General features: G+C 68.1%; 21 protein-coding genes. 15 read left to right on the plus strand and 6 right to left on the minus strand.

The genetic code is table 11. The annotated features are described in order from the left end of the window. Positions 1-14: 14 nt before the first annotated feature. From AC07XP_RS03855 to AC07XP_RS03915, 13 genes are all read left to right on the plus strand, one after another. Positions 15-815 (plus strand): aspartate dehydrogenase, encoded by an 801-nt coding sequence (locus AC07XP_RS03855; RefSeq protein ID WP_062474588.1) that lies wholly within the window; start codon positions 15-17, stop codon positions 813-815. Positions 816-823: 8 nt separating this feature from the next. Next, positions 824-2,299, plus strand: coding sequence for an aldehyde dehydrogenase (locus AC07XP_RS03860; RefSeq protein ID WP_062474590.1), 1,476 nt, complete (start codon positions 824-826; stop codon positions 2,297-2,299). Positions 2,300-2,312: 13 nt separating this feature from the next. Beyond that, positions 2,313-3,284: a VOC family protein gene (locus tag AC07XP_RS03865; protein WP_495263857.1), complete on the plus strand. Its 972-nt coding sequence runs from the start codon at positions 2,313-2,315 to the stop codon at positions 3,282-3,284. A 14-nt stretch (positions 3,285-3,298) separates the two neighbouring features. After that, positions 3,299-4,285: a Bug family tripartite tricarboxylate transporter substrate binding protein gene (locus tag AC07XP_RS03870; protein ID WP_095747572.1), complete on the plus strand. Its 987-nt coding sequence runs from the start codon at positions 3,299-3,301 to the stop codon at positions 4,283-4,285. Positions 4,286-4,317: 32 nt separating this feature from the next. Then, positions 4,318-5,487, plus strand: coding sequence for an FAD-dependent monooxygenase (locus AC07XP_RS03875; protein WP_495263858.1), 1,170 nt, complete (start codon positions 4,318-4,320; stop codon positions 5,485-5,487). A gap of 30 nt (positions 5,488-5,517) precedes the next feature. Beyond that, on the plus strand, positions 5,518-5,739 hold the full coding sequence (locus tag AC07XP_RS03880; protein ID WP_062474598.1) for a recombinase-like helix-turn-helix domain-containing protein: 222 nt from the start codon (positions 5,518-5,520) through the stop codon (positions 5,737-5,739). A gap of 11 nt (positions 5,740-5,750) precedes the next feature. Beyond that, on the plus strand, positions 5,751-6,794 hold the full coding sequence (locus AC07XP_RS03885; protein WP_495263859.1) for a Rieske 2Fe-2S domain-containing protein: 1,044 nt from the start codon (positions 5,751-5,753) through the stop codon (positions 6,792-6,794). A gap of 35 nt (positions 6,795-6,829) precedes the next feature. Continuing rightward, the gene (locus AC07XP_RS03890; protein ID WP_159272139.1) at positions 6,830-7,798 is read left to right on the plus strand and encodes a PDR/VanB family oxidoreductase; all 969 of its coding nucleotides are present in this window, start codon (positions 6,830-6,832) and stop codon (positions 7,796-7,798) included. Between the two features lie 58 nt (positions 7,799-7,856). Next, complete coding sequence (locus AC07XP_RS03895) at positions 7,857-8,963, plus strand: porin (RefSeq protein WP_495263860.1); 1,107 nt, start codon at positions 7,857-7,859, stop codon at positions 8,961-8,963. Positions 8,964-8,978: 15 nt separating this feature from the next. Beyond that, a complete protein-coding gene (locus tag AC07XP_RS03900) occupies positions 8,979-10,136 on the plus strand; it encodes an alpha/beta hydrolase family protein (protein WP_495263861.1) in 1,158 nt (385 codons plus the stop codon). Between the two features lie 41 nt (positions 10,137-10,177). Beyond that, on the plus strand, positions 10,178-11,494 hold the full coding sequence (locus tag AC07XP_RS03905) for an MFS transporter (protein ID WP_495263862.1): 1,317 nt from the start codon (positions 10,178-10,180) through the stop codon (positions 11,492-11,494). 655 nt (positions 11,495-12,149) lie between these two features. Beyond that, positions 12,150-14,387 carry a M1 family metallopeptidase gene (locus AC07XP_RS03910; protein ID WP_495263863.1) on the plus strand — a complete coding sequence of 746 codons (2,238 nt, stop codon included), beginning with the start codon at positions 12,150-12,152 and terminating at the stop codon, positions 14,385-14,387. A 76-nt stretch (positions 14,388-14,463) separates the two neighbouring features. Then, positions 14,464-14,871: an LptM family lipoprotein gene (locus tag AC07XP_RS03915; protein WP_495263864.1), complete on the plus strand. Its 408-nt coding sequence runs from the start codon at positions 14,464-14,466 to the stop codon at positions 14,869-14,871. A gap of 154 nt (positions 14,872-15,025) precedes the next feature. On the opposite strand, the gene AC07XP_RS03920 is transcribed toward AC07XP_RS03915, so the two are convergent. From AC07XP_RS03920 to AC07XP_RS03940, 5 genes are all read right to left on the minus strand, one after another. Next, complete coding sequence (locus AC07XP_RS03920) at positions 15,026-15,760, minus strand: transporter substrate-binding domain-containing protein (RefSeq protein WP_495263865.1); 735 nt, start codon at positions 15,758-15,760, stop codon at positions 15,026-15,028. A 69-nt stretch (positions 15,761-15,829) separates the two neighbouring features. After that, the gene (locus tag AC07XP_RS03925; RefSeq protein ID WP_495263866.1) at positions 15,830-16,678 is read right to left on the minus strand and encodes a substrate-binding domain-containing protein; all 849 of its coding nucleotides are present in this window, start codon (positions 16,676-16,678) and stop codon (positions 15,830-15,832) included. Between the two features lie 49 nt (positions 16,679-16,727). Continuing rightward, the gene (locus AC07XP_RS03930) at positions 16,728-16,931 is read right to left on the minus strand and encodes a type II toxin-antitoxin system antitoxin (RefSeq protein ID WP_062474617.1); all 204 of its coding nucleotides are present in this window, start codon (positions 16,929-16,931) and stop codon (positions 16,728-16,730) included. Between the two features lie 45 nt (positions 16,932-16,976). Continuing rightward, a complete protein-coding gene (locus AC07XP_RS03935; RefSeq protein ID WP_495263867.1) occupies positions 16,977-17,873 on the minus strand; it encodes an SPFH domain-containing protein in 897 nt (298 codons plus the stop codon). 24 nt (positions 17,874-17,897) lie between these two features. Beyond that, entirely contained in the window at positions 17,898-18,818 is a 921-nt protein-coding gene (locus AC07XP_RS03940) for a LysR family transcriptional regulator (protein WP_307694179.1), read from the minus strand. A 109-nt stretch (positions 18,819-18,927) separates the two neighbouring features. Between AC07XP_RS03940 and AC07XP_RS03945 the strand changes: the two genes are divergently transcribed. Then, on the plus strand, positions 18,928-19,359 hold the full coding sequence (locus tag AC07XP_RS03945; protein WP_062474623.1) for a VOC family protein: 432 nt from the start codon (positions 18,928-18,930) through the stop codon (positions 19,357-19,359). A 10-nt stretch (positions 19,360-19,369) separates the two neighbouring features. Beyond that, complete coding sequence (locus AC07XP_RS03950) at positions 19,370-20,284, plus strand: amino acid ABC transporter substrate-binding protein (RefSeq protein ID WP_062474625.1); 915 nt, start codon at positions 19,370-19,372, stop codon at positions 20,282-20,284. Positions 20,285-20,313: 29 nt separating this feature from the next. On the opposite strand, the gene AC07XP_RS03955 is transcribed toward AC07XP_RS03950, so the two are convergent. After that, a complete protein-coding gene (locus tag AC07XP_RS03955; protein WP_495263868.1) occupies positions 20,314-21,084 on the minus strand; it encodes a TIGR04325 family methyltransferase in 771 nt (256 codons plus the stop codon). Positions 21,085-21,130: the final 46 nt, after the last annotated feature.

A 21,130-nucleotide genomic window follows, 5' to 3' on the forward strand; every position in this document is an offset into this window, starting at 1 on the left:
GCGGAGCCCCACGCATGACCACCGCCATCACGCGCATCGCCCTTGTCGGCTGCGGAGCCATCGGCACCTCGGTGCTCGAACTGCTGCGCGGCGACCCCGCCCTGAAGGTGGTGGCCATCGTCGTGCCGGCCGAAGGCATCGCTGCCGCGCAGAAGGTCGCCCCCGACGCGCAGGTGGGCAGCGCCGTGCCCGCCGACGGCATCGACCTCGTGGTCGAGACCGCCGGCCATGCCGCCATCGAGGAACACGTGCTGCCCGCCCTGGCACGCGGCACGCCCTGCGTGGTGGCCTCGGTGGGCGCGCTGTCGGCCACGGGCTTCGCCGAGAAGCTCGAAGCCGCCGCCGTTGCCGGCCGCACGCAGGTGCAGCTGATTCCCGGCGCCATCGGCGGCATCGACGCGCTCGCCGCGGCCCGCATCGGCGGCCTGGACAGCGTGCGCTACACCGGCCGCAAGCCGCCCCAGGCCTGGAAGGGCACGCCGGCCGAGCAGGGCCGCAACCTGGACACGCTGGCGCACGAAACCGTGATCTTCGAAGGCAGCGCGCGCGAAGCCGCCTTGCTCTATCCGAAGAACGCCAACGTGGCGGCCACCGTCTCGCTCGCGGGCCTGGGCCTGGACCAGACGCTGGTGCGCCTCATTGCCGATCCGGCCACCACCGAGAACGTGCACACCGTCGAAGCCGAAGGCGCCTTCGGCAGCTTCGCGCTGACCATGCGCAACAAGCCGCTCGCGGCCAATCCCAAGACCTCGGCCCTGACCGTGTACAGCGCCGTGCGCGCGCTGCGCAACCGCGTCGCGGCCCTCGCCATCTGAGCCACCCCATGATCTCCACCGAACTCCTTCCGATCTGCATCGCCGGCGAATGGCGCTTGGGCGGCGGCGACGTCTACGAAAGCCTGTACCCGGCCACCGGCGAGCCCATCGCGCGCCTGAAGGCCGCGAGCCTGGCCGATGTCGAAGAAGCCATCACGCGCGCCGACCACGCCTTTCGCACCAGCGGCTGGGCCCAGCGCCTGCCGCACGAGCGCGCCGCCGTGCTGCACCGCGTGGCGCAGCTGATCCGCGAAGAGGGCGAGTCGCTGGCGCAGAAGCAGCGCCTGGACAACGGCAAGCCGATCAGCGAAACCCGCAACCTCGTGGCCAGCGCCGCGGGCACCTTCCAGTTCTTCGCCGCCGCATTGGAGACGCTCGAAGAAACCATCACCCCCTCGCGCGGCGCCTTCGTCACGATGAGCGTGCACGAGCCCATGGGCGTGGTCGCGGCCATCACGCCGTGGAACTCGCCCATCGCGAGCGAAGCCCAGAAGCTGGCGCCCGCGCTGGCCGCCGGCAACGCGGTGGTCGTGAAGCCCGCCGAAGTCACGCCGCTCATGGCGCTGGAACTGGCGCGCATCTGCGAGCTGGCCGGCGTGCCCAAGGGCATCGTGAGCGTGCTGCCGGGCAAGGGCTCGGTGATCGGCGACGCGATCACCAAGCACCCGCTGGTCAAGCGCGTGTCGTTCACCGGCGGCACCACCACCGGCAAGCACATCGCCCACATCGCGGCCGACAAGATGATGCCGGTGTCGCTCGAACTCGGCGGCAAGTCGCCCACCATGGTGCTGGACGACGCCGACCTCGACCATGCGGTGAACGGCGTGCTGTACGGCATCTTCAGTTCGTCGGGCGAGTCGTGCATCGCGGGTTCGCGCCTGTTCGTGGCGCGTGGCATCTACGACGAGTTCCTCACGCGGCTGGCCGAAGGCGCCAATGCGCTGCGCGTGGGCGACCCGGCCTCGGAGCGCACGCAGATGGGGCCGCTCATCACGGCCAAGCACCGCGAGGGCATCGAGCGCTACGTGGACCTGGGCGTGTCCGAGGGCGGGCGCATCCGCACGGGCGGCGTGCGCCCGCACGGCGCCGACTACGACAAGGGCTACTTCTACCAGCCGACGATCCTCGAAGGCCTGACCAACAACGCCCGCATCAGCCAGGAAGAAATCTTCGGCCCGGTGCTGGTCGCGATGCCCTTCGACAACGAGGAAGAGCTGATCGCGCAGGCCAACGACAGCGTCTACGCGCTGGCCGCCGGCGTGTGGAGCCGCGACTTCAAGCGCGCCTGGAAGCTGGGCCGCGCGGTGCAGGCCGGCACGGTCTGGGTCAACACCTACAAGCAGTTCTCGGTTTCGACGCCGTTCGGCGGCTGGCGCGACAGCGGCCTGGGCCGCGAGAAGGGCCGCGAAGGCATCTTCCAGTACATGGAGCAAAAGAGCATGTACTGGGGCACCAATGAACAACCGCTCCCGTGGGCGAACTGAACAGGAGCACACGATGAGCGTACTTGGCATCGACCAGATCACCTACGGCGCGGACGACCTGCCCGCCTGCCGCCAGTTCTTCCAGGACTGGGGCCTTTCACTCACGTCCGAAGCCGCCGACGAACTCGTCTTCGAGTGCCTCAACGGCTGCAAGGTGGTCGTTGCGGCGTGGGACAAGCCCGGCCTGCCGCCCGCGATGGAAGAGGGCCCGACGCTGCGCGAAGTGGTGTGGGGCGTGGAAAGCGACGCCGACCTGGACCGCTACGCCGCCGCCATCGCGCAAGACCCGGCCTTCGTGGACACCACGGTCGACGGCGCGCGCCGCATCGGCTGCACCGACCCCAACGGCCTGGCCGTGCGCCTGCAGGTCAGCCGCAAGCGCGCGGTCGAGGTCGACTGCGGCGCCATGAACACCTGGAACGCCAAGCCGCGCGTGAACCAGCCCGCACCGATCTACGAACGCGCAACGCCGATCGAAGTCGGCCACGTCGTGTTCTTCGTGAGCGACGTGAAGGGCACGAGCGCGTTCTATGCGCAGCGCTTCGGCTTCGTGTCGTCCGACGGCTATCCGAACCGCGGCGCCTTCATGCGCTGCGCGCCCGAGGGCGGCCACCACGACCTGTTCCTGCTGCAGATTCCCTCGGGCAAGCGCGGGCTGAACCACGTGGCCTTCACCGTGCGCGACATCCACGAGGTGTTCGGCGGCGGCCTGCATTTTTCACGCTGCGGCTGGGACACCCAACTGGGCCCGGGCCGCCACCCGGTGTCGTCGGCGTACTTCTGGTACTTCAAGAACCCGGCCGGCGGCCTCATCGAGTACTACGCCGACGAAGACCAGCTCACCGCCGACTGGCAGCCGCGCGAGTTCGAACCCGGCCCGACCGTGTTCGCCGAATGGGCGGTCGATGGCGGCCTCGATGGCAACACCCGCCGCCAGAAGAACGCGGAAGGCCCGAAAGGTGCTTTCCTGACCGAGAAGAAGTGAACCCGGTGACCCTCATGCAACGACGTTTTTCTTTCTCCCTGCTGGCCGCCGCGGCGCTGGCCATCGCCTTGCCCGCGCACGCGCAGAGCGACGCGCACAAGCAGCTGTCGAGCGACCGCTTCACCATCGTCTCGCCGTTCCCGCCCGGCGGCCCGGTCGACACGCTGGCCCGCATCCTGTCGGACGGCCTGGCCAAGCGCTACGGCCAGGCGGCCGTGGTCGAGAACATGGTGGGCGCGGCGGGCAACATCGGCATCGACAAGGTCAAGCGTGCCAAGGGCGACGGCCACACGCTGCTCGTGGTGCCGGCCGGCAACCTCACGATCAACCCGACGCTGATGCCGAACTTCCCGTTCAACATCGAGAAGGACTTCGTGCCCGTCACCATGCTCGCCAAGGCGCCCAACGTGCTGGTGGCCGCGCCGGCCTCGGGCATCAAGAGCGCGAAGGAACTGGTGGCGATGGCCAAGGCCAAGCCCAACACGCTGTCGTATGCCTCGCCCGGCGTGGGCAGCGGCTTGCACCTGGCGGGCGAGCTGTTCAAGCAGCAGGCCGGCATCGACCTGCTGCACGTGCCCTACAAGGGCACGGCGCCCGCGCTCAACGACGTGCTCGGCGGCTCGGTGCCGCTGATGTTCAGCAACCTGCCCGCGACCATGCCCTTCATCAAGAACGGCAAGCTCGTCGCGCTGGGCGTGACCGAAGCCAAGCGCAGCGCCGCCGCGCCCGACATCCCCACGCTGGCGGAGCAGGGCATCCAGGGCGTGGCCGTGACCTCGTGGTACGGCCTGCTGGCCCCCAAGGGCACGCCGCCGGCCGTGGTCGAGCAGCTCGCGAAAGACGCGGCCGAGATGCTGGCCCAGCCTGACGTGCGCGAACGCCTGAAGGCACAGGGCATGACCGATGCGGCCATGAAGCCCGCCGAGTTCGCTGCCCACATCCGCGATGAGACGGCCGTCTGGGCCCGGATCATCAAGGCCCGCAACATCGTGGCCGAGTGAGCCACCCCCAAGAACAAAGAGAGACAGAGACCATGCAGACAAGCGAATCCACCATCGGCATCGTCGGTGCCGGCATCGGCGGCCTGGTCGCCGCCATCGCACTGCGCCGCGCGGGGCACGACGTGGTCGTGTTCGAGCAGGCGAAACAGTTCGCCCGCGTCGGCGCCGACATCAACCTCACGCCCAACGCCGTGCGCGCACTCGACGGCCTGGGCGTGGGCGACGCCGCCCGCGTGACGGCGGCCCGCCCGTCGCACCGCATCAGCCGCACCTACGACAGCGGCGAAGAAACCTCGCGCCTCGAAATGGCCGACTCGGCCGAACAGCGCTACGGTGCGCCGCAGCTCACCATCCACCGCGCCGACCTGCTGGCCGCGCTGGCCGACATGTTCCCGGCCGAGCGCGTGGCGCTGGGCAAGCGCGCCGAGACCATCGCGGCGGACGACCAGGGCGTGACCCTGTCGTTCAGCGACGGCACCAGCGCTCGCGTGGGCGTGCTGATCGGTGCCGACGGCATCCACTCGGGTGTGCGCACCGCGATGTTCGGCGCGGAGAGCCCGCGCTTCACGGGCATCGTGGCCTACCGCGCCGTGGTGCCCGCCGAGCGCGTGGCCGGCGTGCCCAACCTGGGCGCCTTCACCAAGTGGTGGGGCCCGAACCCGCAAAGCCAGATCGTCACCTTCCCGCTGAACCGCGGCAAGGACATCTTCATCTTCGCCACCACGCCGCAGGACACCTGGCACCTCGAATCGTGGACCGCGCCGGGCAGCGTCGACGAGCTGCGCGAGCAGTACGTGGCCTACCACCCCGAGGCGCGCGCGCTGCTTGATGCCTGCGACACGGTGCTGAAGACCGCGCTGTACGAGCGCGACCCCATGCCCGCCTGGGCGCAGGGCCGCATGGCGCTGCTGGGCGATGCCGCGCACCCGATGCTGCCCTTCATGGCGCAGGGCGCCGGCATGGCCATCGAAGACGCCGTGGTGCTGTCGCGCCACCTCGACGGCGTGGCCATGGCCGGCATCCCCGCCGCATTGCAGGCCTACCAGACCGCCCGCATTGAGCGCGCCAGCCAGGTGCAGCTCGGCTCGCGCGGCAACAACTGGCTGCGCGAAGGCGGCAATGCCGACTGGGTGTACGCCTACGACGCCTGGGCCGTGCCGCTGGGCGTGCCGGCACAGGGCGCCGTCGCTGCCACCGCCTGAAATTTTTCCCCTCGCTTACGGAGGCTCACGATGCAACAAGACCGCTTTCTCCAACCGCACCAGGCGCGCCAGCGCCCCGCGACCACCTACGAAGACCTGCTGGGCGACGTCATCGAACGCGCCTACGCCGACGGCATCCACGACCTGCCGGGCCTGGTGCAGCGCCTGAACGACAGCGGCCTGGCCACGCCGGGCGGCCTCGCATGGACCGAGGCGCTGTACCGCAAGGAAATGGCCACGCTGGCCGCCTGAGGAGAACCACCATGACCATCGCCATCCATCCCGTTCCCGTCGATCCGGTCGACCACCTGCTCGAGATCGGCCTGAAGGACCTCTGGTACCCGATCTGCCCCTCGCACTTCATCAAGGAGAACCCCATCTCCCTGCGCCGCCTCGGCCGCAAGATCGCGCTGTGGCGCGACGGCGAAGGCGTGCTGCACGCGCTCGAAGACCGCTGCCCGCACCGCGGCGCACCGCTGTCGCAAGGCGTGGTCCTGGGCGACCGCCTCTCGTGCCCGTACCACGGCGTCGAAGTGCGCCATGACGGCGTGGTCACGCGCGTGCCCGGCAGCCCCGGCTGCAAGCTCGAAGGCTCGCGCGCCACGCGCCACTTCCACGTGCAGGAGCGCGCAGGCGCCGTGTTCCTCTACAACTCGAAGGAGTCGGTCGACGTGCCGCCGCCGCTGGTGCTGCCCGAGCAGCTGACCGACGAGGCCGAGTACGCGAACTTCCTGTGCTACACGGAGTGGAAGGGCGACTACCGCTACGTGCTGGACAACGTGATGGACCCGATGCACGGCACGTACCTGCACAAGCAGTCGCACTCGATGGCCGAGGGCGACTCCAGCGCCAAGTTCGGCGTGCGCCCGACCGACATCGGCTTCGTGTTCGAGAAGGAAGGCCAGCGCAACGTCAACTTCGACTGGACCGAGTGGGCCGACACCGGCATCCACTGGATGCGCCTGGAAATCCCCTACCCGAAGACCGGCGGCCCCGGCGGCAACTTCATCATCATCGGCGCCTTCTCGCCCATGGCCAACGGCATGACCGCCACCTTCTTCTGGCGCGCACGCAAACTGGCACCGGGCTGGGAGCGCGACACCTGGCGCTTCCTCTACAAGAACCGCCTCGAGGCACGCCACTGGCACGTGCTGGAACAAGACCGCGTGATGCTCGAAGAGATGGAAGCCGACGCCAACCAGCACGAGAACCTGTACCAGCACGACCTGGGCATCGTCCGCCTGCGTCGCCACATGCGCAACCTGGCGCAGGCGCAGCTGGCGCAAGCCGAGGCCGCCACGGCCTGAACTGCAAGCAAGTACGTAAGCAAGCGAGCATCGCCATGTCTTCTCCCACGCTGAACGCCCTCGTGCATACCATGCGCTACGAGGCCGACGGCATCGTCAGCGTCGAGTTCCGGCCGGCCACGCCGGCGGTGGACTTTCCCGCCTTCGAGGCCGGCTCCCACATCGACCTGCACCTGCCCAACGGGCTGGTGCGCAGCTACTCGCTGTGCAACCCCTCGAGCGACCGCCAGCGCTACGTGGTGGGCGTGCTCAACGACCGCAAGAGCCGCGGCGGCTCGCGCTACGTGCACCAGCAGTTGCGCGTGGGCATGACGCTGCCCATCTCGGCACCGCGCAACAACTTCAAGCTGGAAGAGGGCGCCGAGCGCTCGGTGCTCGTGGCCGGCGGCATCGGCGTGACGCCCATCTGGTGCATGCTGCAGCGGCTCATCGCCATCGGCAAGCCGGTGGAGTTCGTGTACTGCGCACGCACCCGCAAGGAAGCCGCCTTCTGCGACGCCATCGAGGCGCTGGCCACCGAAAAATCGGTGCAGCTCACCTGGCACTTCGACGACGAGAAGGGCGCGCCGCCCGACCTCGCGTCGCTGCTGGCCGGCAAGGGCGCCACCAGCCACTACTACTGCTGCGGCCCCACGCCGATGCTCGACGCCTTCGAAAAGAGCTGCGAGCAACTGGGCTACGCCAACGCCCACATCGAACGCTTCGCCGCCGTGCATGTGGAGGCGCCCAGCGCCACGCAGACCTGCGTGGTGCAGTGCGCCAAGAGCGGCAAGAGCGTCGAGGTGCCTCCGGGCAAATCGATTCTCGACAGCCTGATCGACGCTGGCCTCAACCCCGACCACAGCTGCAAGGAAGGCGTCTGCGGCGCCTGCGAAACGGCGGTGCTCGAGGGCGAAGTCGATCACCACGACGGCATCCTCACCAAGATCGAACGTGCGTCCAACAAGACCATGATGATCTGCGTCTCTCGCTGCAAGGGCGAGCGCTTGGTGCTGGACATCTGAACGAGAAGGCCACAACCCCAAAAGACGGCCGAGAGAAGAAAACCAACCGAGACATTCAATGAAAAAGTACTTGATCGCGATGGCTGCGGCCACCGCGGCTGGCGGAGCGCTGGCCCAATCTTCCGTGACGCTCTTCGGCGTCGTCGACGCCTCCGTGGTCTACACGCGCGGCAGCGGCAACGGATCGGCCCACAAGACGCAGCTGGGCAACAGCGGCAACATGTTCAGCCGCCTCGGTTTTCGCGGCACGGAAGACCTCGGCGGTGGCTACTCGGCCAACTTCTGGCTCGAGATGGGCCTGCAGAACGACAGCGGCACGGGCTTTCCTTCGAACTCCAACAACCAGGCCAGCGGCAACGGCACGCCCGGCGTGATGAGCTTCAACCGCCGTTCGACCGTGAGCCTGGCCGGCCCCTTCGGCGAAGTGCGCCTGGGCCGCGACTACGTGCCGGCCTTCTGGAACACCGCGATCTTCGACCCCTTCGGCACCGGCGGCGGCATCGGCGCCAACCAGATCTACTTCTCGGGCCTGGGCGGCCTGGTGGCACCCACCGGCACGCGCGCCTCGAACAGCATCGGCTACTTCCTGCCGGCCAACCTGGGCGGCTTCTACGGCCAGGTGATGTACGCGATGGGCGAGAACGATTCGAACTCGGTGCTGCCCGGCACCCAGGTGTCGAACAAGCGCGACGGCCAGCACACGGGCGCGCGCTTCGGCTACCAGAGCGGCGGCCTCAACGTGGCCATTGCCACCGGCCGCACGCGCTACGCCGCCGGCGACCTGCGCGTGACCAACCTGGGCGCGTCCTACACCTTCGATGCGGCGCTCATGAACCTCAAGCTCACGAGCGAGCTGTACAAGGAATCGAAGGGCAGCACCGATGCCAAAGGCGTGCTGGTCGGCTTCCAGCTGCCCATCGGGCCGGGCGAGATCAAGGCCTCGTACGCGCGCTACAAGCTGGAGCCCGCCAATGCGGTGCGCGAGCCCACGACGTCGAAGCTGGCCATCGGCTACGTGCACAACCTGTCCAAGCGCACGGCGGTGTACGGCACCATCGCGCGCATCAGCAACAAGAACGGTGCGACGCAGGCCCTGGCCGGCGCCATCACCATGCCCAACCGCGCCTCCAGCGGCGTCGAGTTCGGCATGCGGCACATGTTCTGACGCGAAAGGGCCGGCATGCGCGCAACCCCCGTCTGGCCGCAGGTGCGGCGCCTCGCGGCGCTGGCCCTCGGATCGCTGCTCGTGGCCGGCTGCGCCGGCATGTCGCCGACCGCGCAGCCCGCGCCCGGCCAGCTGCTGCTGGCCAGCCCCGACAAGCTGCACGGCTTGCCCGACGCAGGGCGCAACTGGGTCATGTCGTACGCGTCCACCACCTTCGACGGCGCGAACGCGGTGGTCGTCGGCCAGGTGGCGCTGCCGCGCACGCCCGCGCCCGCCGGCGGCTATCCGGTGATCGCCTGGGCCAACGGCTCGACGGGGCTCGCGCCGCAGTGCGCGCCTTCGCTGGTCGTGAACCGCGAGCGCGATGCCTACCTCAACGCCTGGGTGCAGCAGGGCTATGCCGTGGTGCGCACCGACTACGCAGGGTGGGGCGCCTTCGGGCCGGTGCCCGACCTGCACAGCCGCAGCAACGCCGAGAACCTGGCCGATGCCGTGGCGGCCGCGCATGCGCTCGACGGCGCGAAGCTGCGCCCCGACTGGATCGCCGTGGGCCACAGCAAGGGCGGCGGCGCCGTGCTGTGGGCCGCCGGCCTGCCGGACCGCAGCGCCGGCCGCTACCCGCTGCGGGCGGCCATCGCCATCGCGCCCACGGGGCCCGGCGTGCTGCGGTTCATGGACAGCGTGATGCGCGGCGAAGCGGTGGCCGTTCCGGCGCTGCCCTTCGTGTCGCTGACCGTGATGAGCGCCAAGGCGATGAACCCGGCCATCGATGTGCAGGCCCTGACCTCGCCCGCGCTGCGCCCGCACCTCGACGCGATGGGCTCCGCCTGCCTCTCGGGGCTGTTCGCGATGCCACCGCTGCCGCCGGGGCCGTACCTGAAGGCCGGCGCGGCGTATGACGCGATGGCCCGGCTGCTGGCCGCGCAGGATGCCTCGTCGCTCACGATGCGGGTGCCTGTGTCGGTCATTCAGGGCGAGAAGGACGAGACGACGGTCACGCCCGACACCACGGCGGCGATGGTGCGCAGCCTGTGCGCGCGCGGCGCGACCGTGCAACTGAAGCAGTACGCCGGACAGACCCATCGGTCGGTCATCGGCGCCTCGCAATCCGACGCGTTCGGATTCGCCCGAACGGTCCTCGACGCAGGCAGGCTGTCCAGCGACTGTCCCTGAAGCCGCGCCGGCCTCCGTGCAACCCACCTGAGAAGAATCCCATGTCATCCAAGGCCATGCGCTGGTACGGGGTCGTCACCCTGTTCGTGATCGTCGCGATCTCCTACGTCGACCGCATCAACATCGCGGTGCTGATCACCGATGCGGCCTTCCTGAAGCACGTGGGCATCGACGCCTCCGACCGCGTGAGCCAGGGCCTGCTGGCCACGGCCTTCATGCTGGGCTACGGCATCTCGGCCTTCGTGCTCACGCCGTTCTGCTCGGCGCTGTTCGGCGTGCGGCGCAGCCTGATCTACGGCCTCGTGCTGTGGGGCGTGGTGACCTGGGCTTCGCCGATGTTCAACAGCTACGGCCTGCTGCTGGCCTCGCGCGTGCTGCTGGGCGTGTCGGAAGGGCCGCTGTTCTCGCTGGCCTCGTCGTACATCAAGGCGCACTTCCAGAGCCACGAGAACGGCAAGCCCAATGCGCTGGTGAACATGGGCACGGGCCTGGGCCTGGCGGTGGGCTATCCGCTGGTGGGCCACCTGCTCACGCAGTTCGAGTGGGACAGCTCGTTCCACGTGCTGGGCGTGCTCAACATCGTGCTGGGCATTCCGCTGGTGCTGGCCTTCGTGCGCATGCCCGCGGGACACGGCGACGGCATCAAGCCTTCGTCGCTGGGCGATGCGATGTCGCGCGTGGCGGGCATCGTGAAAGGCGCGCTGCACACGCGGCACCTGTTCCTCATCACGCTGCTGACCTCGGCGGCGCTGGCCTATCTCTGGGGCAGCAGCAACTGGCTGCCGACCTACCTGCGCGAGGCGCGCGGCTTCTCGCTGCGCGAGATGGGCTGGATCGCGTCGCTGCCGCAGTACGCGACGGTGCTCGCGGTGTTCACGGGCGGCGTGCTCATCGACAAGCTGGGGCGTGACCGCGTGCCCTTCATCTTCATGGGCGCGAGCGCGGGCGTGGCACTGTCGGTGCTGCTGGCCATCAATGCGCGCGACCCGTACATGGCCGCGACGTGCCTCGTGGCGGCCAACTTCTTCTGGGGCCTGCAGAGCCCCGCCATTCCGAGCACGGTGCAGCACTGCTCGCGGCCCGAGCACACGGCCAGTGCCTTCGGCGTGACCAACGGCGTGGGCAGCCTCGTGGCGGGCTTCATGCCGGCGCTGATGGGCGGCGTGATCACCGCGGTGTCGCACAGCGGCGGCGCAGCACACACAACGGTGACCGCGGCCTCGTCGGCGGCGGGTTTCTTCGCGGGCTTTGCACTGCTCATCGGCACGCAGATCGTGGTGTTCGCATGCGGCTTTCTGTTGTGGTGGCGCGAGCGTGCGCAACGCACCGCTGCAGTCTCTGGTTCACAGCTTTCGTAGCCTTCGCCGTGGCTTGAACCTTCGTACTGTGGCCGCTTCGTCACAGTGAAGGGCCCGCGTTTTCGTCATCTGCGTGAGCAGGTGTTTCGGCCGCAGAACCATCTTCGTATCGCATGGCACGCGTCGCGTGCCATGACGCCATTCGGCCTATCGCGCGCGAACAATTGGAGAGAGAAAAGTTCCGCGGATCGTTGAGCTCATTGCATCGATCAGCTACAACTGCGTGCACTTCAACGGACGAGGGAATGCGCGTGAAATCAACCACAAGAGCCGCAGCCAGTCTTGCCGTCGCCATCGCTTTCGCCATGGCCCCGGCCGTTCACCCGACGGGTGAACGCATCGCGTCGATGCACGGGCACTGAGCCCGGCCCGCGACACCCCACCGCGTTCACACGCTCCCCCCACACCCCGCGTCCTGACGGGAATGGCGCCGCTCGCCCCGCGCATTCTGGGACCACCGCAGCACACGCGGTGCGGTCCGGCCTGAGCCTGCGTTCCTGACGAACGGTTTGTTCGCCGGGAGGGTGCTGTGCTGCCCGCATTTCCTGCTGATCTGTCGTTCCACTCATCCCGCGCGCGTCACGCGCATCGCCGGCTATCCGCCGGTGCCTGCGGTGCGGCGCATGTTCCTTACCAAGAGTACCCAGAGGCGATCATGAAATCACTGAATACACCTGTCGTTCATTGCCTGGCTCTCACGGCCGTGACCCTTGCCGCGCTGACGGCCTGCGGCGGCGGCGGAGACAGCGGCGGTGGCGCATCCTTCGGCGGCTCCGGCCTGAACGCGCCGTCGTTGGCCAACGCGCCCGCGGCCGACAGCGGCGACACCACCAAGAAGACCCCCGACGACGGCGTGCCCGCCGCACCCGAATCGGCAGTGGCCGCGGTCGATCGTTCGGCCCGGCCGATGGAGTTGCCCGACACGGTCTGGCCCGTGAACTACAAGCTGTGGTTCCGCCCCGATGCGGCGCTCAAGACTTTCGTGGGCCGCGCCGACGTGGAGATCGACGTGCTCAAGCCGGTCGACGCCATCGTCGTCGCCGCGCACGACCTCAACTTCGCGCGCGGGCGCACCACGCTGCGCAAGGTGTCCAAGCCGGGCGAGGTGATCCCGCTGATTCCCTCGCCGCAGACGCGCGGCGACTTCGTGCAACTGCGCCTGAACGACGGCCAGATCGCCAAGGGCAAGTACCTGCTGCACATGGAGTGGGACGGCAAGATCCAGTTCTCCGACGCCGAGTACTGCACGCCGGAAGTGATGGCGAAGAACCCGCTGTGCTCGGCCGCGTCGGGCATCTTCAAGGTGGGCCTTTCCACGCCCGAGGGCGTGAGCAGCGACGCCATCGTGACGCAGGGCGAAACCAACTTCGCACGCCAGTGGTTCCCGGGCTGGGACGAGCCGGCCTTCCGCCACACCTTCGAGATCTCGGCCGAGGTGCCGGGCGACTGGAAGACCGTGTCCAACGGCGCGCAGACCGAGGCCGTGAAACTGCCCGACGGCTACCAGCGCGTGGCCTTCGAGAAGACGCCTTCGATGCCGATGTACCTGGCCTTCTTCGGCGGCGGCAAGTTCGACATCCTGGCCGACACCTTCAAGAACCCGCTGGACGGCAGCGACATGGCGCTGCGCTGGTTCACGCCGCCGGGCCGCTCCGACTGGGCCAAGTTCGCGATGGAGTGGACCAAGGTGTCGATGGACTACTACTACAAGTACACCGGCATCTCGCTGCCCTTCAAGAAGTTCGACACCGTGGCTGCCAACGACAGCTACGACAACAAGCCCAACACCGGCTTCGGCGGCATGGAGAACTGGGGCGCGATCTTCGAGTTTGCCGACGCGGTGCTCACCAAGCCCGGCGACAAGCCCACGCTGTACTCGGTGACCGTGGTCACGCACGAGGTGGCGCACCAGTGGTTCGGCGACCTCGTCACGCTCGACTGGTGGGACAACGTGTGGCTCAACGAGTCGTTTGCGCGCTGGTTCGAACGGCGCACCACGATCAAGTTCCACCCCGAGTACTACAGCTTCTCCGACTACGTGCTCGACAAGCACAACGTGATCGTGGCCGACCTGAAGCCGTCGGCCGTGCCGGTGCAGCGCAACCTGAACGACGCGGGCTCCTTCGGCTTCATCAGCCCGGCGATCTTCGTCTACAACAAGGGCAGCCACGTGCTGGAGATGGTGCAGAACTACATCGGCGAAGAGGCGATGCAGAAGGGCCTGCAGATCTACCTGAAGGACTACGCGTTCGGCAACGTCACGCCCACGCGGCTGTGGACCTCGCTGGAGAAGGCCGCTGGCGGCAAGAAGGTGAGCGAGATCGGCGACAGCTTCATCCGCCAGACCGGCATTCCGCTGCTCACGGTCGATGCGCAGTGCGCCGGCGACCGCACCTACGTGAACATCACGCAGGAGTCGTTCCCCAACCAGAACCAGTTCCCGGCCTCGACGTGGACCATTCCCGTCACGCTGGCGCACGGCGACGCGATGGAAAAGCGCGAGACCTTCGTGATGTCGAACAACGCCACGCAGGTTGAGCTGCCGGGTTGCACCGCGGTGCTGGCCGGGCCGACGGGGCAGGACTACTACGTGAGCAACTACAGCGCGCCGTCGTGGAGCAACCTGCTGGCCAAGGTGCAGAACTTCGCGGGCAACAAGCCGCTGCTGCTGAACATCGAGCGCGATGCCTTCCGCCTGCTGGGCGTGGGGCGCATCACGCAGGCGCAGTACGACCAGATCAAGGGCGTGCTCAACCTGCCGGCGCCGCTGCTCGCCAAGACGCAGCTGAGCCAGCAGAAGATGGCGGCGGTGGACGCGGGCGGCAAGGAAGAGTACCCGCACGCGCTGCGCTTCCAGGGCAAGCTGCCGCTGCGCGAGAACCAGAAGCGTTGAGTTGAACTGAACTCACTTTCGTGAACCCTCGCATGTGCCGCCCGGCGGCGCATGCGTCACCACTTCATCCGAACCCATGAAAAAGCTTCTGAACTCTTTGCTGGCAGTGGCCTGTGTGTCACTGCTCTCGGCCTGCGGCGCGCGCGGCGGGCCCGAGACCGAACTGGTCGGTGTCTACGCCGTCGAACGCAACGGCGTGCTCAAGGAGGTCGTCAAGATCGAGCGCGACGGCGACCGCTACATCATGCGCGACAAGGTGCGCACACCCGAGTGGAGCGAACCGAAGATGCAGCTGCAGCCGGTGACGCGCGAGCGCTGGAGCCGCATCACCACCGACACGGAGAACACGTCCTTCGTCGGCATCTCGAGCGACCAGCTCGGTATCTTCAAGGTGCCGCCCGGTTGGCAGAAGAACGGCTTCAAGACCCAGACGGGCTACTTCCTGTTCTATTCGCAGGGACCGGTGGAGGCCCACAAGCTCTGATCGGCCGCCGCCACCACCACGACAGCACCCAGCGGGCACAGGACACTGGGTGCTTCCCGCAGCGAAATCAAGGAGGAGGGGCGAAGCCCCGGGGGACATTCGCGGAGGGAAGTACCCGGTGGCCTGTGCACGCGCCCTGAACGAGCGCGCTTGATCAGGGCGCGACGATCGCGCCTTCGATGCGATGGCGTTTCAACGCATCGGCCACAAAGCCCGAAGCCTTCATCTCCTCGACGAAGGAAGAGAGCAGCGCCTGCGCCTCGGCCCCCCGGCTGGCCGGCGTCCCCATCGCCTGCTGGATCACCATGAAGCGCCCCGGCAGCACACGCACGCCCGGCGCGCGAGTCGCTTCGCCTTCGAGCAGCTGGCGAATGCCCGCCGCCACCTCGACCTGCCCCGCGCGCAATGCAGCGAGCGCAGGCCCCGCGCCCTGAAGGCGCACGATCTCGGCCGCCTTGATCTCGCGCGTGAGGAACAGGTCGTAGGCGCTCCCAGAGCCGACCGAGATGCGGTGGCCTTCAGCATCGACCTGCGCGTTGTCGGTCAGCGCAGAGGATTCGGGCACGAGGTAGCTGCCCTCGATCAGCACATAAGGCGCCGTGAAGCGCAGCCCTTCGCTGCGCGCCGGATCGACCGCGAAGAAGCCGATGTCGGCCTTCTCGTTCTTCACCGCGTCCACCGAGGCCGCGGCCTTCTCGAACACCACCAGCTCGATGCTCACGCCCAGCCGCCGCGCGAACTCGCGGGCCAGGTCGATCGACACGCCGACCGGTTCGCCCGTGGTGGCGTCCTTGTTGGCCAGGATCGGGTTGCCGAGGTTGATCGAGGCGCGCAGCGTGCCGCTGGGCGCGAAGGCAGTCACGAGGGCGGAAGGGGGCGAAGTGGTCATGGCGTCCGTTCGTCGGAAAGAGGAAGGAGGGGATGAAGGCCGCCAGTTTACGGGCCGTGAGGCGCCGGCTCAGCGTGCCGACAGGGGCTCCAGCCCCGTCTTCGCGATCGTCGGCGCCGCGGCCGGCGAGTTGAGGTAGCGGATCAGCTGGCGCGCCGCCTCGGGCTGCTTGGAGGCCGTGGCCACGCCGGCCGAGAACACCGTCACGCGCTGCACCTCGGCGGGCAGCGGGCCGATGTAGTCGATGCCCTCGATGGGCAACAGCTCGCTCACCTGCTGCAGGCCGAGGGCCGCGTCGCCGCGCGCCACCACCGTGCCCACGCGCTCGCTGAGGATGCGCTTGCTCTTGGGCTTGACCTGGTCCTCGATGCCCAGCGTCTTGAGCAGCTCGGTCTCGTAGTAGGTGCCGCTCGCGCTTGCCGAGTAGGCGATCGACGGCGCCGCGAGCAGCGTGCGCTTGAGCGCATCGACCGTGCCGATGTCGGGCTTGGGCGCACCCTTGCGCACCGCGAAGCCGATCGACGAGCGCACCAGGTCGACCTGGCTGCCCGCCACCACCTTGCCCTGCGCCACCAGCGCATCGAGCGCGGGGCGCGCCAGGATCACGACGTCGGCCGGCTCGTTGCGCCCCAGGCGGCTGGGAATCGAGTCGCTGGCGTTGCCCATCGACGCGCCGTAGGCCGTCTTCACGCTGCGGCCGGTGCTGCGCTCGAAGCCGGGGCGCAGCTCGTTGTAGGCGGCGGTGAAGCCGCCGGAGGTCATGACGTGGATGTCGCCCGTCGCGGCGGGTGGGGTGCTGACGCAACCGGCGAGCGCGAAGGAGGCGGCCAGCGCCAGGGCGGCGCGGCGGGTCAGGGCGGAACGGGGGAAGGCGAAGGCTGTCACGGCGTGTGTCTCCTGAAGATCGTGCCGTGTCATCGTAGGGGCCGAGGCTGTCAATCGGCCTTCAGGAAATTCGGGGTTACTACTAGCGCGAGGGCTTGGGCGGGTCCGCGTCCTTGGCGGGCGCAGCCGCCGCCGGCAGGCGCCCACGCTTCGCCAGCCCTTCGCGCAGCAGGAACTCGACCTGCGCGTTCGCGCTGCGCAGCTCCTGGGCCGCCAGCCGCTCGATCTCGGCCCACAGGGCCGGATCGATGCGCAGCGGGTAGGACTTCTTACCGGGACTGGCCATCAGGGAACAACGACGTGGCGGCGGTGATCAGGTGCCGTGGATGCATCAGGTGTAGAGCGTGCCCGTGTTGACCACGGGCTGGGTTTCGCGGTCCGAGCACAGTACCACCAGCAGGTTCGACACCATCGAGGCCTTGCGCTCGTCGTCGAGCACGACGAGGTTGCGCTCCGACAGCCCCTTGAGGGCGGCCTCGACCATGCCGACCGCGCCCGCCACGATCTGGTGCCGCGCGCTCACGATGGCCACCGCCTGCTGGCGCCGCAGCATCACCTGGGCGATCTCGGGCGCATAGGCCAGGTGGGTGAGCTTGGCGTCGAGCACCTCGACGCCGGCGCTGGCAAAGCGCTGGTTCAGCTCGGCCTTGAGGGCGTCGGCCACCACGTCGAGCCCGGCGCGCAGCGTGACCTCGTCGCTTTGCAGGTCGTCGCCGCTGTCGTACGCGTAGAGCGTGGCCAGGTGGCGGATGGCGGCTTCGGACTGGATGGCGACGAACTTGTTGTAGTCGTCGATCTCGAACACGGCCTGCGCCGTGTCGTGCACGCGCCAGACCACGGCCGCGCCGATTTCCACCGGGTTGCCGCGCTTGTCGTTCACCTTCAGCGGCGGCGTGTTCAGGTTGCGCGCGCGCAGCGAGATCTTCTGGCCCGACTGGAACGGGTTGGTCCAGCGCAGGCCCTCGGTGCGGTCGGTGCCCTGGTACTTGCCGAAGAGCGTGAGGATGATGCCCTCGTTGGGCTTGAGCATGTACAGGCCCGGCAGCAGCGAGACGCCGACGACGATCAGCAAGATGCTCAGGGGCAGCGGCATCATCCGCCGCACGAGAACCCAGGCGCCGACCGCAAGGATCAGCAGCGCCACGGCGACGATGCCGTATCCGTTGACGGACCGGTACGGCCGCTCCCTGCGGACCGGGCGAGGGATGGACGGGGTCTGCTCGTGCATGAAGGCCTCCTGTTGAAAGTGATATCACTCTAATATCTTTTTGGAGATCGTCAAGGCTTTCTTTCGGCTCGCCTTCGCCGGTTCGGCTGCCTCGCGCAGGCACTGCGCAAACTGCGCGACGAGGGGCGGGCTGGCGCGTGGCTTGCGCTGCAGGAGGCCGATCTCGCGATGGAACGTGGCCTCGCCGAGGGACAGCATGCGCACGCCCGGCGGCAGCGGCAGGTGGGCCTCGACCCATGGCACGAGCGCAACGCCCAGGCCCTTGGAGGCCAGGTGGATGAGCCCGGAGATTTCGTCGACCTCGATGGCGTCGCTGACCACGAGGCCTTCACGCTGGAGGAATCGTTCGACCATGCGCCCGCCGAACGATGCGCGGTCGTAGCGCAGGAACGGCTGTTCCTGCAGCAGGGTGCGCCAGTTCCTGCCCGGCACGCTCGCGGGGGCAATGAGCACATAGGGCTCGCGCACCAGGGTCTGCCACGTCAGCTCGGGAAGAATGCCGAAAGGCGGCCGGATGATCACGGCCGCATCGATGCTGCCGGCGTCCAGGTCGTCCATCAGCCGCATCGACACGCCGGGCGAGATGTGCACGCGCAGCAGGGGGAAGCCGGCGCGCAGTTTCTCGAGCGCCCGCGCCACCAGTGTCGGCTGCGCGGACGCGATGGCGCCGATGCGCAGCAGCCCGGCGTTCGCGGCGTCGTCGGGCAGCTCGCCGAGCTTGGCGTAGAGGCCGCAGATTTCTTCCGCCCGTCCCAGCGTGGTCTCGCCCGCCGCATTCAAGGTGGCAGAGCGGCCCGTGCGATCGAAGAGCGGGAACCCCAGGGATTCCTCGAGCCGCTTGATCTGGCTGCTGACGGCCGATTGCGTGAGGCCGATGCGCTCTCCCGCCGCGGCGAATGTGCCGTGGCGACACACGGCGATGAAGGTTCGAAGCTCGGTGATCATTCGGGATTCATCGAAATGGGTGGTGCTCAGCGATGAAATATATCGTTTTCGGTTATGTGGCTCGCTGCTTAGAGTTTGCTCACCCTGAACTCCTTGATCGATGAACCCCATGAGCACCCCCACTGCACGCATCCCGTTCCACCTGGCCTTTCCCGTGCGCGACATCGCCGAGGCGCGCGCCTTCTACGGCGAGTTGCTCGAATGTCCCGAAGGCCGCAGTTCGACCGAGTGGGTCGACTTCAACTTCCACGGCCACCAGATCGTGGCGCACCTGGCGCCCGACGAATGCGGCCACAAGACGCACAGCGCCGTGGACGGCCATGACGTGCCTGTGCGTCACTTCGGCGCCGTGCTGCCGATGGACCTGTGGCAGGCAATGGCCGACAAGCTCATCGCACGCCAGACGAAATTCGTGATCGAGCCCTACATCCGGTTCAAGGGCGAGCCCGGCGAACAGGCGACGATGTTCTTTCTCGACCCGTCGGGCAACGCCATCGAGCTGAAGTCCTTTGCGGACCTGGATTCGCTGTTCGCCGTCTGAAAGCGCCGACGTGAAAACAACCCACTGCCTTCTGGCGGCCGCAACGGCCGCGGCGCTCCTGCTGTGCGCCGGGCGTGCATCCGCCCAAACCGACGTGCTGAAGAAGATCAGGGAGTCCGGCGCCATCACCATGGGCGTGCGCGACGCCTCGGGCGCCATGTCCTTCACGCTGGGGCCCGGCAGCTACACGGGCTTTCACGTCGAGGTCTGCGAACGTGTCATTGCCGACATCGGGAAGGCGTTGCAGATCGGCAAGATCCACGTGAAGTACCAGCTCGTCACGCCGCAGAACCGCATGCCGCTCGTGCAGAACGGAACGGTCGACATCGAGTGCGGCACCACGACCAACAATGCGGCGCGCCAGAAAGACGTCGCGTTCGCCCCGACGCTCTATGTCGAGGGGGTTCGCATCGCGGTCAAGGCGACATCCGGCGTTGCTTCTGCGGCCCAGCTCGCCGGCAAGGCGGTGGCCGTCACGACGGGGAGCACCTCCGTCCAGCTGCTGAGAAAACTCAAGCGCGACAACGCCCCTGAGATCGCGCAGGTGTACGCCAAGGACAACAGCGAAGGGTTCCTGCTGCTCGAATCGGGCCGCGCAGAGGGCTTCGTCGCCGACGGGCAGATCCTTGCCACCTTGATTTCCAGGAGCAAGGAGCCGGCGCAGTACCGGTTGCTCGACCAGGTGCTCAGCGTCGAGCCGATCGCGATCATGATTCCCAAGGGCGATGCCGCGTTCAAGAAGCTGGTCGATCAAAGCGTCCTGGCGTTGGCAAGGAGCGGGGACGCCGCGCGGATCTACGACAAGTGGTTCATGCAGCCCATTGCGCCGCACGGCGCGAAGGTGGGACTGCCGGCCAGCGCCCTGACCAGGGCCGCCTGGGCCAACCCCAGCGACAAGCCGATGGAAGACTACGAGGTGCGATAGGGCGGCACCCGCAAGGCGACGAGGTCGAATCAGGCGATCAGGTCGAAGCAGCAGCCCGCGTAGTACGGCTTGTCGCCGCCATCGACGAAGGGCACCTCGATCGGCTTGCCCTCGTTGCGCCACACGTCGCGCTTGCGGTAGCCGGAGCGTGCCAGGTCGGCCAGCAGCTCGTCGTGGTGCTGGATGCGGTAGGCGCACACGGCCACGCCGATGCTGTTGAGCGTGTAGATGGTGCGCTCGGGGTGCACGGCCGTGGTGTTCATGACGATGCGCCGGGGCTTCACGGCGAGCGCGGAAAGAATCGCGTCCATGCGCATCGGGAGGTACTGCAGGCTGCCCGACACGTACAGCACGTCGCAGCCGCTCGCGTCGCGGTAGTCGGTGGTGAAGCCGAGCTGCGCGGTCGCCTCGCGCTTGAGGGCCATCGCGCGGCCGCTCTCGACCACGCCGGGCACGTCGCACACCGTCCAGCGCAGGGTGTCGGGGTAGCTCAGCACGCGCCGGAAGGCGTAGTACTTGATGCCGACGTGCCCGCCCAGGTCGAACACGCGCGTCAGGCCCGCATCGATGGAGCGGCCCAGCCAGAAGAGGCCGGGATAGTCGTAGAAATAGATCTGCGGGCTGTAGAGCTCGCCCGCGTCGGCGTTGGCGTAGCCGATGGCCTTGGAGGGCGGCGCGCCGGCCTCGGCCGCCTCGAAGCTCTCGAACGACCCCATGAAGAGGTTCTCGTCCGTGTTGTTCAGGAACTTGCGCCGGTAGGCGCTTTCGCGGGGCGGGAAGGTCAGCAGGCTTGAAAGCATGTCTCTCTCCTGTGGCTGTCCCATTCTGAGCGCAATCGGCGCCTTT

The organism is Variovorax sp. GW531-E2 (assembly GCF_059423125.1).

Bases quoted from the DNA above. Each gene is read 5' to 3' on its own strand.
- AC07XP_RS03855 (WP_062474588.1), top strand. From the start codon at position 15: ATGACCACCGCCATCACGCGCATCGCCCTTGTCGGCTGCGGAGCCATC.
- AC07XP_RS03860 (WP_062474590.1), top strand. From the start codon at position 824: ATGATCTCCACCGAACTCCTTCCGATCTGCATCGCCGGCGAATGGCGC.
- AC07XP_RS03865 (WP_495263857.1), top strand. From the start codon at position 2,313: ATGAGCGTACTTGGCATCGACCAGATCACCTACGGCGCGGACGACCTG.
- AC07XP_RS03870 (WP_095747572.1), top strand. From the start codon at position 3,299: ATGCAACGACGTTTTTCTTTCTCCCTGCTGGCCGCCGCGGCGCTGGCC.
- AC07XP_RS03875 (WP_495263858.1), top strand. From the start codon at position 4,318: ATGCAGACAAGCGAATCCACCATCGGCATCGTCGGTGCCGGCATCGGC.
- AC07XP_RS03880 (WP_062474598.1), top strand. From the start codon at position 5,518: ATGCAACAAGACCGCTTTCTCCAACCGCACCAGGCGCGCCAGCGCCCC.
- AC07XP_RS03885 (WP_495263859.1), top strand. From the start codon at position 5,751: ATGACCATCGCCATCCATCCCGTTCCCGTCGATCCGGTCGACCACCTG.
- AC07XP_RS03890 (WP_159272139.1), top strand. From the start codon at position 6,830: ATGTCTTCTCCCACGCTGAACGCCCTCGTGCATACCATGCGCTACGAG.
- AC07XP_RS03895 (WP_495263860.1), top strand. From the start codon at position 7,857: ATGAAAAAGTACTTGATCGCGATGGCTGCGGCCACCGCGGCTGGCGGA.
- AC07XP_RS03900 (WP_495263861.1), top strand. From the start codon at position 8,979: ATGCGCGCAACCCCCGTCTGGCCGCAGGTGCGGCGCCTCGCGGCGCTG.
- AC07XP_RS03905 (WP_495263862.1), top strand. From the start codon at position 10,178: ATGTCATCCAAGGCCATGCGCTGGTACGGGGTCGTCACCCTGTTCGTG.
- AC07XP_RS03910 (WP_495263863.1), top strand. From the start codon at position 12,150: ATGAAATCACTGAATACACCTGTCGTTCATTGCCTGGCTCTCACGGCC.
- AC07XP_RS03915 (WP_495263864.1), top strand. From the start codon at position 14,464: ATGAAAAAGCTTCTGAACTCTTTGCTGGCAGTGGCCTGTGTGTCACTG.
- AC07XP_RS03920 (WP_495263865.1), bottom strand. From the start codon at position 15,760: ATGACCACTTCGCCCCCTTCCGCCCTCGTGACTGCCTTCGCGCCCAGC.
- AC07XP_RS03925 (WP_495263866.1), bottom strand. From the start codon at position 16,678: ATGACACGGCACGATCTTCAGGAGACACACGCCGTGACAGCCTTCGCC.
- AC07XP_RS03930 (WP_062474617.1), bottom strand. From the start codon at position 16,931: ATGGCCAGTCCCGGTAAGAAGTCCTACCCGCTGCGCATCGATCCGGCC.
- AC07XP_RS03935 (WP_495263867.1), bottom strand. From the start codon at position 17,873: ATGCACGAGCAGACCCCGTCCATCCCTCGCCCGGTCCGCAGGGAGCGG.
- AC07XP_RS03940 (WP_307694179.1), bottom strand. From the start codon at position 18,818: ATGATCACCGAGCTTCGAACCTTCATCGCCGTGTGTCGCCACGGCACA.
- AC07XP_RS03945 (WP_062474623.1), top strand. From the start codon at position 18,928: ATGAGCACCCCCACTGCACGCATCCCGTTCCACCTGGCCTTTCCCGTG.
- AC07XP_RS03955 (WP_495263868.1), bottom strand. From the start codon at position 21,084: ATGCTTTCAAGCCTGCTGACCTTCCCGCCCCGCGAAAGCGCCTACCGG.